The organism is Paenibacillus sp. FSL W7-1088 (genome assembly GCF_037969855.1).
Lineage (GTDB): Bacteria > Bacillota > Bacilli > Paenibacillales > Paenibacillaceae > Paenibacillus.
The window spans coordinates 5,738,182-5,751,619 of record NZ_CP150216.1; the positions used below are offsets into that span (position 1 = coordinate 5,738,182).

A 13,438-nucleotide genomic window follows, 5' to 3' on the forward strand; every position below is an offset into this window, starting at 1 on the left:
TTCCGATGCAGCTTTCTTTTAGAAAGCTTTTAGGCGTACGCTTCGCTTTTCCAGGTTTTTTCTGTCCTCTTCGTTCTTGTGTAAATCTTATATAGCTGCGATTTCTCTATGTATTTACCATCATTTCGCGCAGCACCACATATCATACACGGTTTTGGGATTGAAGTACATCACGTAACCCTGACATTTGTTAAGGTTTCGCGCATGCAAAAAAGCGCAGGTACCTAGTCGGTACCTACGCTTTTCCATTCACAGCAGATTACTGCTGCTTGTTCTCTGCAATTTCGATCAGTTCCTTGACGGCCACACTGACCATGATCAGTCCGGCTACCGGAGGAACAAAGGCGTTACTCGCTGGTGGCTGTTTCGCCTTGCGAATTTCCGGCGCATTCTCAGGAACGATTTTTTGCGTCACATCTGCGCGAGGTTTCAATGGTTCTTCGGTGGAGAAGACCACTTTCACACCTTTTTTGATGCCTTCTTTCCGCAGTTTTGTGCGGACAACTCGGGCAATCGGGTCCATGGTCGTTTTCGAAATATCCGCAACCTGGAATTTCGTAGGGTCCATTTTGTTTGCCGCACCCATGCTGGAAATGACCGGAATCTTCCGTTTCAAGCATTCCTTAATGAGATGGATTTTGTAAATGATCGTGTCGGAAGCATCCAGCACATAATCCAGCTCATATTTGAACAATTCCTCATACGTTTCTTCCGTGTAAAACATATTCAGTGCAATCGCGTCGCACTCCGGATTGATGAGCTTCACCCGCTCTACCATCAGATCTGCTTTTTTCTGACCAACGGTCGTAGTCAAAGCATGAATCTGACGATTGATGTTGGTGATGTCCACCACGTCTTTATCAATCAGAATGATACGCCCAACACCACTGCGGGCGAGAGCTTCCACTGCAATACCGCCCACGCCGCCGATGCCGAGCACAGCTACTGTACTATTTTTCAAAGCGTTCAGACCTTCAGGTCCGATTGCCAGTTCTGTTCTTGAAAATTGATGGAGCATTGAGAATCGATGCCTCCTTTATTTCTTTTCCGCCACCGGTTTACGGGCTACGCGGATGTGAAGTTGTTCCAATTGGGAGTTATCCACTTCAGAAGGTGCATTCATGAGCAGATCCGTTGCACTTGCCGTTTTCGGGAAGGCAATCGTTTCACGCAGATTCGTGCGGCCTGCCAGCAGCATTACCAGACGGTCGAGACCAAAGGCGATTCCGCCGTGTGGTGGCGTTCCGTATTCGAACGCTTCGAGCAGATATCCGAATTTCTCGTTGGCTACTTCTGGAGAGAGTCCCAGAGCAGCGAACATTTTTTCCTGAACATCACGTTTGTATATACGCATCGAACCGCCGCCTACTTCATAACCATTCAGAACAAGGTCATAGGCTTGTGCGCGAATGGCACCCGGATCTGTATCAAAAAGATGTACATCCTCATCTTTAGGACGTGTGAACGGATGATGTTCTGCGACATAACGTTTCGCATCTTCATCGTACCCGAGCAATGGGAAGTCCACAACCCATGCAAATTTGAATTTGCTGTCATCGATCAACCCCAGTTGACGACCGATTTTCAGACGCAATGCGCCCAGTACATCTGCAACCACTTTTTTGGTGTCAGCAGAGAAGAGCAACAAGTCGCCTTCTTCAGCGCCAGTACGTTCTTTGACTGCTTCGATCTCTTCCGGCGTAAAGAACTTCACGATTGGCCCTTTGAACTCGCCATCTTTTACTTGAATCCACGCCAATCCTTTTGCACCGTAACGTGCAGCAAATGGTCCGAGGTCATCGATTTCTTTACGGCTCCATGTACCACAGCCTTTGGCGTTCAGCACTTTCACTTCTCCACCTTTTTCGATGACAGAAGCAAATACTTTCACACCACTGTTTGCTACGATATCGTTCATTTCTACCAGTTCCATACCAAAACGCAGATCCGGTTTGTCTGAACCGTATTTACCCATTGCATCTGCATACGTAATCCGTTGGAAAGGTAGTTCCAGCTCAATGCCTTTTGTTTCACGCAGCAATTTGGCCATCAGCTCTTCCATCATTGGCAGCAGATCATCCTGCTGCAAGAAGGAAGTCTCGATGTCGACTTGGGTGAATTCCGGTTGACGGTCCGCACGCAAATCTTCATCACGGAAACAACGAGCGATCTGATAGTAACGCTCAAGTCCGCCAACCATCAGCAATTGTTTGTAGATTTGTGGGGATTGCGGCAGGGCGAAGAATTCACCTTCATGCACACGGCTTGGTACGAGATAATCACGTGCACCTTCCGGGGAGCTCTTGGTCAGGATTGGTGTTTCTACTTCAACGAATTCTTCTCCATCCAGATAATCACGGAACACTTTGGATGCTTTGGAACGCAATTTCAAGGTTTCAAACATTTCCGGACGACGCAGGTCCAGGTAACGATACTTCAAGCGAAGCGACTCGTCGACTTCCACACCATCTTCGATGAAGAATGGAGGAGTTTTGGCCGCGTTCAGTACTTCAATCTCGGTAATTTGCACTTCGATTTCGCCTGTAGGCAGGTTTTTGTTTACAGTCTCTTCGTCACGTTTAACGACTTTACCTGTTACCGCGATAACATACTCGCTCCGCACTCTGTCAGCGATTTGCAATGCTTCGCCAGAGTAAGCAGGGTTGAAAACAACTTGTACAATTCCGCTGCGGTCACGCAGATCGATAAACAGTACGCCCCCCAGGTCACGGCGGGTCTGTACCCAGCCGTTCAATGTTACGGTCTCACCGATGTGTGCGGGTGTTAATGCGCCGCAATGATGACTTCTTTTCATAACCAAACTCCTCTTATGTGAATTTCCGTTCTGTATGGGCGGGCAGAGCCCGCTTTTCAACAGTGCGGTTGCGTGAAGACGATTTTATTTCGAAAAGGCATGTTACCTCTGACTCGTCAACTTCCGATTAATCGGAAACATTGGTGAACCTCAGTAATCTTGCCGGATCCATTGTTGCTATTTTACAGTTTCAGACTCGTGCTTATTTACTTCCGCGTACAGCTGACACCAGATCATCGAACTTCACGGTTTGTTGTTCACCTGTATCCATGGACTTCAGGGCAATTTCCCCGCGCTCCAGTTCATCATCACCCAGAATGGCAGTGTAACGGGCTTTGAATCGGTCAGCAGATTTCATCTGGGCTTTCATCTTGCGACCGAGATAATCGCGTTCACCGGACAGGCCGGATTGACGGAGTTTGAACAACAGTCGGTTCACTTCACGATCAGCAGCATCTCCCAAAGCAACAAAGTACACATCCAATGGAGCCAGTGTAGTAACCTCAATATTTTGGTGCTCCAGAATCAGTTGAATACGCTCCAGACCGATACCGAAACCAATACCAGGCTGATCCGGTCCACCGATATCTCCAACGAGGCCGTTGTATCTGCCGCCACCGCCGACTGTATCAATTGCGCCAATACCTTGGGCTTTCAGTTCAAAAGCAGTCAATGTGTAGTAATCCAAGCCGCGTACCAGACGATTGTTCACCGCGTAATCTACGCCAAAATCATCCAGATACTCTTTCAGCTTGGCAAAGTGGTTCAATGATTCTTCATCCAGACTATCCAGTATGGACGGTGCCCCTACGAATTTGTCCTGATCGACTTTGCAGTCGAGCACACGCAGCGGATTACGTTCCATCCGGGATTGGCAGTCCTTGCACAGGCTGTCCTTCATCGGTCTTAGGAATCCAAGCAATTTTTCGCGATATTCTGCACGGCTGGTTGGGTTACCTACCGAGTTGATCTCGACTTTGACATCTTTCAGTCCCAGTTCTACGCACAGCTGATACCCAAGTGCAATGACTTCAGCATCGATGGCTGGATCAAGGGCTCCGATAGCTTCTACGCCGAACTGGTGGAACTGCCGCTGGCGACCTGCTTGCGGACGTTCGTACCGGAACATCGGACCGATGTAATAGAGCTTGCTCACATCTGGTTCGCCATAGATTTTATTTTCCACATAAGCGCGGACAACACCCGCTGTACCCTCCGGACGAAGGGTCATGCTGCGGTCCCCTTTATCATTGAAGGTGTACATTTCTTTTTCAACAATATCGGTTGTTTCCCCAACGCCTCGTACAAATAAAGAAGTCTGTTCGAAGATCGGTGTGCGAATCTCGCGGTAATTAAAACGGCGGCACAGATCACGCGCTTTTTCCTCTACGAACTGCCACTTTTCCACAACACCAGGCAGCAAGTCCTGCGTTCCAGTCGGTTTTTGAAAAGCCATCTTTCATCCCTCCAGCATCTATTTTTCTCTGTATAACAAAAAAATCCCTCGCCCTGTCGCTGTATACACAGCAAACAAAGGGACGAGGGATTGTGTTTACACATTCACCCGTGGTACCACCCACATTCCGGAATCCCTGACACTTTCGCCGTTCAGGTGATCATGTGATGATCTAAGATTGCTCCAGGCAATCCGATCAAACAGATCATTCCGCTCTACGTATAACGCACGCCCTGCGCAGGCCAGCTAATGACCATCAGATGTAAATCTAATGTGTTCGCTGTCTGTTCTCGGGGAAGTCATTCGTCCGCTCATCAAGAGAATCCTTACAGCCAGGGGATTCCTCTCTGTTCATGTGGGCACGGAGTACTTGGTCCCGTCATCAAATCATCAAGTTATATGATTACATGTTATTATATAACGTTTAAAGTTAATTTATTTTCTGATTGTAATGAACCGCAGTGCTAAAGTCAAGGGTTAACACAAAAAGATAGCATTAGAAAAAAAAATTCACACGCCGTACGGGAGGCGGAGTCCATAGAAATCAAAGCTAATAGAAGCTGGATTCATCAATGAATTCCAACTTCTATTGCTTTCTTATCTCTCTATTGTTTCAGCATCCACTTCAGCAGATCCGGCACATTCGCCCATAGACGGGAGTGTATAATGACATATTCAACCGCTTCGTCGGAATTGCCCATTCCGACAAAATCAGGGAGGTTATGTGGCAGCCGCTTCAAACCCAGCAGATAATCAGGCACATGTTTGTTCACACCCTGGGCCACACGGTACAGCCTTTTGAGCTGGGAGGTGATTCCGTTCCTCTTATACTCCAGAATGATCTTGTCATAGGCAAAGGCGGCTGTGGCGTCACCTTTCCCATACTTCTCCATCAGTTGCTCTGCCTGCTCCAATTGGTTGCTGTACAAATACACAGCAGCGAGCAGGTAACGCGCTCCGGTATTGTCTTCCGTATTAAGCTCCAAAATATGCTCCAGGATTTGTGCCGCTTCTTTGGTATCTCCACCAAACCAGCAGGATTCGGCGTAGCTTTTGCATATCCGGATATATGGACGAGTCTCATGAAGCCCCCAGAAGTCCCCTTTGTTCTTCTCAAAAAACAGTTCGCCCAGTTCGCGTTTGCCAGCAGCGATTCCGGCCTTGAGGTAAGATCGTGCATCAAGCTCATTGTCCGACTCCTCAGCCAGAATACGATATGCATCAGAGCTGTCAGAATACATCTCCAGTGCCATTTTCGCCAGCTGTATTCTGCGTTTGGAAGAACTGGCTTCCATCGCCTTATGTAGCAGAGCCTGCGCTTTGTCCTTCGATGTACCTGGGCTGTTCAGAATCATCAGCTCGTCCGTTTCGCCACCCATGCCGTATTCTTCGATGTACTCGAACATCTCCTTAACTTTTCGGGAAATCGTTGATGTCGTTACCTCATATTTACCTGACAGCTCAGCCTTCGAAACATTGAAGCCGTATTCCTCAGACAGCAAATACTCGATGGCGGCACAGAACGAGCCTGTCTTCTTCACAGTAGGGCGGGTCTGACGAGAATAGCCATTCCATAGCACCAGAGCTTCCAATATCAGCTCCCGCTCGTAATGGTCCCTCATGTTCTCAATAAGCTGCAGGGCCAGCTGTTCGTGAGCCTGATGCTCCCATTTCAGTTCGCGCTCCACCATCTTTTTCAGTTTGGTCAAGGTCAGTTTGCTCTCAGGCTGAATCGAGGCTTCCTGGGCATGCTGCCCCGTTGATATCAGCCCCAGTATGGATTCTACCGCAGAAGGCTCCTTGCCCAGACAGCATTTCTTATATTTTTTCCCGCTTCCGCACGGGCATAAATCATTTCTTCCAACCTTACTCAAAACTAATTCCCCCTTAAATCTGTCACTAGCCATTTGCATGAGAACACTGTTGCTTTAGCATTATAGGTGTCATTTCTCCTACAAGGCATTCTATATAATTTACAATTTCCAGCATCAAGCAGAAACGGTTGCCCCGCTCTTATATAAGGGCGGGGTCGTTCAGCGAGTATATGTTCATCTGGAATATGACGATCACTCTGGCTATGAATTCCTCACACTCTTTATCATAGGATTGGATTCGCCTGAGTCCAATCACTGGAAGCTTGATTTACCGTCCAATGTAGCCCAACTATGAAAACAATTCGCTTTAAAATATTCAAGTCCATTTCTCTATTCTAGCAAAAATTTAAATACGGGGTAAGTTTCGCCCAAAAGATATACATTCTCATCTCAAAAAAAAAACCTGCACACGGTGTGCAGGCTCAAAGGATATATAAAAAAAGGGGGTCATGTGTGTTATTATAAACGGGCTATGTTAAAGGCTTATGTAACTAATATTACAGTAATATTACAAAAATGATAGCGCTTTATAATTTATTATTTTCTACATCACAAAAGCCCCTGCAGACGTTCCTGACATGAAAGTCAGGCACTGCAAGGGCTTGATTCTACATATTAATTCAATTCTTCCACATAAGCTTGGTTGGAACGAAGTTTATGAACGATTTCCTCATAATCCTCATCCCTTACTTTGGCAGACAAAACATAACGCAGATCGTCATAGTCAGCCGAGGACACATCCGCAGCATCCAGTAGATCGCCATCCTCATTGACATTATCTCGTGAACCTCGCTCGGTATCGCGATCCACATTGCTGACGACCGGGATTACATTTTCACTGGCAGGAACCCCAGGGGCAGCACCCACACCCATGGCTCCATTGGTTCCTACGCCACCTGCTGTGTTATAAGGCACCAGAGGCACCATAATCCGTTTGTCTCTGCCAACCGCACTGTCCAGTTGTCCTACTTCCAAATGCTCTGTACGGAACGTCTGAAGTGAGGTTCTTGCTCCCTCCGCCTCGTCCTCGGTCCGAAAATACGCCTGAATATGTTTTGTCATGTCAAACCCTCCTTTATCGGAATAAATGCTTGGTAATGAAAACTTAGAAGCTTTGAGCTTCGACTTTCGAACTTCAACCTAATCTCATTAACACGTACGGCCCGTCCCAAGTCATTAAATGACTTTTAACAACTCGCGGACAAATGCCGGTTCATCGGCAGGCGTACGGGATGTAATATAATTTCCATCTACTACAGCTTCATGATCCTTGAATTCTGCCCCTGCGTTCACCATATCATCCTTGAGCGGTGGATAGGATGTAATCGTACGGCCTTTCAACAAATTCGCACTTGCCAGAATTTGCGGGCCGTGACAGATCGCAGCGATTGGTTTCTTCGCACTATTGATCTCCGTTACGAATTTCAGGATATGTGCGTCTGTACGCAAATTTTCAGGAGAAGATCCACCTGGAATGACAACTGCGTCGTAATCTGAAGCCGAAACCTCAGCGATCGCTTTGTCCGAAGTATAGGAGGCTTTACCACCTTTACCTTTCAGCGTCTCTCCTGCTTTCAAGCCGATAATTTCCACGTCGTGTCCGGCTTTTTTCACCTCATCATATGGAACCTGCATTTCCGAATCTTCAAAATCATTCGCCAATAAAAAAGCAACTTTACTCATAACGTATGTTCTCCTTTCCGTGTTCGAAATTTCTTGAAATCGGGTATTCGCAGAAATTGTTGGTGTACATTTCTTGTTCATTGCCCGTAATAAATACTGAACCTGGCACGCCATCGTGCCTCGTTCTGTTATTACCCTAACCAGAGCCGTTTATAACATGACGAGTCTGTATTATTTTGACTTTGATCAGACGATCCGATTCAGCACCAGATAAGCTCCATAACAAAAAAGCCTTGATTCGATGATCGAATCAAGACTTTTCATTCATTCCAAATGGTCAGCACTCAGTCACGCGGAAGACGGCTCTGCTCCCTTTTGTCCAAATCCTGAAGGGCCCAAATCGTTGTTGCACACTCGGCAGCAGCGCGGGCAAGCTTCAGGGACTCATACAGGTTTCCAGGCAGAAGCAGAGGTTCTAGTCGGGAACGTGTTTCCTTGACGGATTGGCGCATAATGGGTGGGATACTCCTTTGATCATCTTATGTTAATGAGCCGAATTATCCCTCATTATGGCCTATTCCCCAACCAATTATGCATGCGTTTCTTGACGAATAGGGCTTTCGAGCATTAAAGTCACCGGTCCCCAATTCGTGAAAGTCACATCCATCATCGCTCCGAAACGTCCGGTTTCCACCAGAATCCCTTTATCACGTAACAGCTGATTAAACGTTTCGTACAACAATTCTGCCGCTTCAGGTCTGGCTGCAGCTGCAAAGCTTGGGCGTTTTCCTTTACGACAATCTCCGTACAATGTAAATTGTGAGACAGATAATACAGCCCCGCCCACATCCATCAAACTGAGATTCATCTTTTCCTGCTCATCCTCAAAGATTCGAAGTCCAGCGATTTTGTCTGCCAAATAGATGGCATCCTTCTCCGTGTCCTCATGTGTAATTCCCACGAGCAACATCAAACCGGATTCAATTCTCCCAGTCAGCTCGTCTCCAACGGTCACCTGAGCCTCTTTACAGCGTTGTACAAGCACCCTCATCTTACAGGCTCCTTACTGCATAATCCGATGCACAGAATAGACATCTTTCACCCGTTTGATCCGTTCCACAACCGAATGCAGATGCTCCGTATTGCGAATCAGAATTGTGACGTGCACCAATGCTAATTTATTTTTATCTGTACGTCCGGTGACGGCAGATATATTGGTTTTACTTTCCGAAACAGCCTGAAGCACTTCATTGAGCAAGCCATTGCGATCATGGCCCGTAATCTCAATATCCACGCTGTAGTTGGCTTCAATATTCTCTTCCCACTCGACTTCAATGACGCGAGCTGCTTCTTCCCCATCCGTACTGGACGGAATATTCGGACAGTCACTGCGATGCACCGAAACCCCGCGTCCACGTGTAACATACCCGATAATAGCATCCCCTGGTACAGGGTTACAGCAGCGTGCAAAACGAACAAGCAAATTGTCTATACCTTTGACACGAATGCCATTGGTTGGGCGGTTTTTGCGTTCAGGTGCTGGCTTCAGCTCACGCATCTCGGAGTTCAGTTCAAGCAAGCTGGATTCTTCCTGCTCCTTGCGAAGTTTCTCCGTTGCTTTGGTCACGATCTGTGCAGCCGTAATGCCCCCGAATCCAACAGCTGCGAGCATATCCTCAATATCATTGAAGGCATACTTTTTGGCTGCTTCCTGCAACTTGTCGTCCGTCATCCAGGCAGATGGATCAAGTCCCATACGCTTGAGCTCACGTTCACAACTGTCGCGTCCTTTTTCAACGTTTTCTTCGCGCCGTTCCTTCTTGAACCATTGCTTGATCTTCGCTCTTGCGTGAGAGGATTTAGCAATTTTAAGCCAGTCCTGGCTCGGTCCGTAAGAATGTTTGGACGTCAAAATTTCGATGATATCGCCCGTCTTGAGATGATAATCGAGCGGAACGATACGACCATTCACTTTGGCACCAATCGTCCGATTACCCACCTCTGTATGGATTCTATATGCAAAATCCAATGGAACAGATCCAGTCGGCAATTCGATAACTTCACCTTTTGGCGTAAATACAAACACCAGATCCGAGAAGAAATCCATTTTAAGCGATTCTACAAACTCAGACGCATCCTGCGCTTCATTTTGAAGTTCAAGGATCTCGCGGAAGAACGTAATTTTATCTTCAAAATTATTTCCGTTCGCAGCGCCTTCCTTGTAGGCCCAGTGGGCAGCAATCCCGAATTCAGCAGTGCGGTGCATATCCCACGTCCGGATTTGGACTTCGGTCGGTTCACCATTCGGACCTACGACCGTGGTATGCAGCGATTGATACATGTTCGCCTTCGGCATCGCGATATAGTCCTTGAAACGTCCAGGCATCGGTTTCCATAACGTGTGTATAATGCCGAGGGTAGCATAACAATCCTTTATGTTATCCACAATAATACGAATCGCAAGCAGATCATAAATCTCGTTAAACTGTTTGTTTTTCGTTGTCATTTTTTTGAACACGCTGTAGATGTGCTTAGGACGTCCTGACAGATCTGCCTGAATTCCCATCTCATCCAGCTTGCTGGTAATACCGTCCATAACCGTATCAATATATTGCTCACGTTCTGCACGCTTTTTGTGCATCAAGTTTGCAATTCGGTAATATTGCTGCGGATTCAAATAACGGAGGGCGATGTCCTCCATTTCCCATTTGATTGCAGAGATACCCAAACGGTTTGCAATCGGACAGAAAATCTCCAACGTTTCGTATGAAATCCGGCGTTGGCTTTCTTCCGACTGAAACTTGAGTGTCCGCATATTATGCAGACGGTCAGCCAATTTGATCACGATGACACGGATGTCCTGCGCCATGGCGATGAACATTTTGCGGTAGTTCTCGTTCTGCTGTTCTTCCTTGGAGCGGAACTGAATACGTTCCAGCTTCGTCAAGCCGTCAACAAGCATGGCACACGTATTGCCGAAATGATTGCGGATTTCTTCAAGTGAAACCGTAGTATCTTCTACTACATCATGAAGAAGCGCTGCAATTATGGAGATGGTGTCCATCTGCATGTTTACAACAATATCGGCAACCGCAAGCGGATGCAGAATATACGGTTCTCCCGATTTTCGCGTCTGTCCATGGTGGGCCTGATCAGCAAATTCGTAAGCTTCACGTATGCGCACCAGATCGGGTTCTTTGATATATGCCCCGGCCTTCTCGAGTAATTGCTCTATGCCCATTCTGATCTGTTCCGTGTCCTTTCTATACAAAATGGAACCCGTGACATGATATCAACACAGGTTCCCCGTAAAAGTAATTTCCTATAATTATGACGCTTCGCCCGTTTCCCGTCAACTACTGACGAATAAGAGCACATATCCAATTTTTTTTATACGTTATGTGTCATTCCTCAAAGTTGTTGCCCGATATTCAACAGTAGGTGGAATTCATCCTCATTTATTATGTATTATTACCGTTATTTGCCGAAATAGAAGGATCAATTCGCAAAATAAAAATGGATTCGTCATGCTTAATGGAAAAATGTTATTGCTAAATGAAGAGAAACTCTGTACTATATTGAAGATTTGTGTTTCGGAAAAAGGAGATGAACATTCATTGCAACGTGAAATTCAGGTTAATCAAAAAATGCCGCTTGGCTCAGGATCGCTGCTGAGTCTTCAGCATTTGTTCGCCATGTTTGGCAGCACGGTACTTGTGCCGAACCTGTTCGGTGTGGACCCAAGTATGATCTTGCTTATGAACGGTATTGGAACATTGTTGTACATACTCATGTGTAAAGGGAAGATTCCGGCCTATCTTGGGTCAAGCTTTGCTTTTATCGCACCTGTTTCTTCCGTGTTACTCGCACACCCTGATAATGGATACTCCATGGCACTTGGAGCGTTCATCATAACGGGAGTTGTTTTCTGTATTGTAGCTCTTATCATCAAGTATGCGGGGACAGGCTGGATTAACGCGGTATTCCCGCCAGCGGTTATGGGTGCTATTGTTGCCCTAATCGGTCTCGAGCTTGTACCAGTAGCAGCCGGAATGGCTGGTCTAATCAATTCGAACCCTGCTGAGAACCCCAATTGGGTTCCACAGGCCAAACCAATTATTTTATCCATGGTTACACTTGGTATCACTGTTATTGGTGCAGTAACCTTCCGTGGGTTCCCCAAGATCATTCATATTCTGATCGGGATTGTATCCGGTTACGTTCTTGGATATTTTATGGGTGAGGTAAAAACCGAGAATATAGCGAACGCTGACTTTATCTCGCTGCCTACCGTAACAACACCGACATTTGACTGGTCTGTCATCTTCACCATTTTGCCTGTCGCCCTTGTGGTCATTGTTGAGCACATCGGACATCTGCTTGTAACGAGCAGCATTGTGGGCAAAGATCTGTCCAAGGACCCGGGTCTGCATCGCTCCCTGCTTGGGAACGGCGTTTCAACCATTCTTTCCGGTTTTGTAGGTTCCACACCGAATACAACTTATGGTGAGAATATCGGTGTCATGGCTCTGACCCGGGTTTACTCGACGTATGTTATTGGCGGCGCTGCTGTTATCGCGATTGTGCTTTCGTTCTCAGGTACGTTCTCGGCACTTATAGCTAACATTCCCGTTCCGGTTATGGGTGGTGTATCTTTGCTTCTGTTCGGAGTAATTGCGGCATCCGGTTTGCGTATTCTGGTCGAACAGAAAGTGGATTTTGCCAAACCGACCAACTTGCTGCTAACGACCCTTGTACTCGTCATCGGACTCAGTGGTACGGAGATCACGTTTTATGGTATTCATCTCAAGGGAATGGCTCTGGCAACCATCGTCGGAATTCTGCTGAGCTTGTTGTTTAAGTTATTTGAAGTACTGGGTTGGTCGAATGATCAAACGGAGAAACAGCCTTTAACGGAGAAAACTCCGGATTGATTTTTTGCGACTATTTCGAACGAACAATGTTTATTCATTCTTCATCTTATACATCGTACAATGCAAAAAGCCTGCTCTCCAACCTTAACGGGTTGAGGGACAGGCTTTTTTTGCAAATAGTTAATGCTGTATATTATTTCCCGGGAAACGGGAGATCCAGTTCACGTGATTTAACAGCAATAAATGCCGGAATTCTAGTAGTTCATCAATGTAAATACATCAATTCCCGGCAATTTTGCACGTCCATTCAAATCAGACAGCTCAATCAGGAATGCTGCACCTACAATCTTGCCACCCAATTGTTCAATCAGGTTAATGGAGGTAGCAATAGTTCCGCCTGTCGCCAGCAGATCATCCGCAATCAGAACATTTTGTCCTTTTTCGATCGCATCTGTATGCATAGCAAGCGTATCCTTGCCATATTCAAGATCATAACCGACTTCGATCGTCTCTCCAGGCAATTTTCCGCTTTTACGGATCGGAGCAAAACCGACACCCAGAGCGTACGCCAGAGGAGCGCCCACAACGAATCCACGTGCTTCAGGTCCGGCAATAACGTCAATTTTGAGATCTGAAACCATTACTTTCAGCTCATTGATCGCCTTGCGGTACATTTCTCCATCCTTCAACAATGTCGTAATGTCTTTGAAGCTGATTCCCGGTTGTGGAAAGTCAGGAATGACACGAATATAATCTTTAAAATCCAAAATAATCTCCTCCTAAAATAAATAGCACA

At 46.5% G+C, this 13,438-nt stretch carries 11 protein-coding genes; 1 reads left to right on the top strand and 10 read right to left on the bottom strand.

Features of this window, described 5'->3' with window-relative positions; translation table 11 throughout:
- Positions 1–259: 259 nt before the first annotated feature.
- From MKY42_RS25870 to MKY42_RS25910, 9 genes are all read right to left on the bottom strand, one after another.
- On the bottom strand, positions 260–1,018 hold the full coding sequence (locus tag MKY42_RS25870) for a tRNA threonylcarbamoyladenosine dehydratase (protein WP_076287755.1): 759 nt from the start codon (positions 1,016–1,018) through the stop codon (positions 260–262).
- A gap of 18 nt (positions 1,019–1,036) precedes the next feature.
- A complete protein-coding gene (gene aspS, locus MKY42_RS25875; protein ID WP_063567716.1) occupies positions 1,037–2,815 on the bottom strand; it encodes an aspartate--tRNA ligase in 1,779 nt (592 codons plus the stop codon).
- A 202-nt stretch (positions 2,816–3,017) separates the two neighbouring features.
- Entirely contained in the window at positions 3,018–4,271 is a 1,254-nt protein-coding gene (gene hisS, locus MKY42_RS25880) for a histidine--tRNA ligase (RefSeq protein ID WP_339845805.1), read from the bottom strand.
- Between the two features lie 605 nt (positions 4,272–4,876).
- A complete protein-coding gene (locus MKY42_RS25885) occupies positions 4,877–6,145 on the bottom strand; it encodes an SEC-C metal-binding domain-containing protein (RefSeq protein ID WP_090903970.1) in 1,269 nt (422 codons plus the stop codon).
- 615 nt (positions 6,146–6,760) lie between these two features.
- On the bottom strand, positions 6,761–7,207 hold the full coding sequence (locus MKY42_RS25890; protein WP_090903971.1) for a hypothetical protein: 447 nt from the start codon (positions 7,205–7,207) through the stop codon (positions 6,761–6,763).
- 114 nt (positions 7,208–7,321) lie between these two features.
- Entirely contained in the window at positions 7,322–7,828 is a 507-nt protein-coding gene (locus tag MKY42_RS25895; RefSeq protein ID WP_053779112.1) for a type 1 glutamine amidotransferase domain-containing protein, read from the bottom strand.
- Between the two features lie 284 nt (positions 7,829–8,112).
- Positions 8,113–8,280, bottom strand: a complete 168-nt coding sequence (locus tag MKY42_RS25900) for a hypothetical protein (protein ID WP_177185862.1) — start codon at positions 8,278–8,280, stop codon at positions 8,113–8,115.
- Between the two features lie 77 nt (positions 8,281–8,357).
- Entirely contained in the window at positions 8,358–8,819 is a 462-nt protein-coding gene (gene dtd, locus MKY42_RS25905) for a D-aminoacyl-tRNA deacylase (RefSeq protein WP_090903972.1), read from the bottom strand.
- A gap of 12 nt (positions 8,820–8,831) precedes the next feature.
- The gene (locus tag MKY42_RS25910; RefSeq protein ID WP_024633048.1) at positions 8,832–11,009 is read right to left on the bottom strand and encodes a bifunctional (p)ppGpp synthetase/guanosine-3',5'-bis(diphosphate) 3'-pyrophosphohydrolase; all 2,178 of its coding nucleotides are present in this window, start codon (positions 11,007–11,009) and stop codon (positions 8,832–8,834) included.
- Between the two features lie 376 nt (positions 11,010–11,385).
- Between MKY42_RS25910 and uraA the strand changes: the two genes are divergently transcribed.
- Positions 11,386–12,702 (top strand): uracil permease, encoded by a 1,317-nt coding sequence (uraA, locus tag MKY42_RS25915; RefSeq protein ID WP_339845810.1) that lies wholly within the window; start codon positions 11,386–11,388, stop codon positions 12,700–12,702.
- A gap of 194 nt (positions 12,703–12,896) precedes the next feature.
- Here the strand turns inward: uraA and MKY42_RS25920 are convergent, their stop codons facing one another.
- Positions 12,897–13,409, bottom strand: a complete 513-nt coding sequence (locus MKY42_RS25920) for an adenine phosphoribosyltransferase (RefSeq protein ID WP_024633046.1) — start codon at positions 13,407–13,409, stop codon at positions 12,897–12,899.
- Positions 13,410–13,438: the final 29 nt, after the last annotated feature.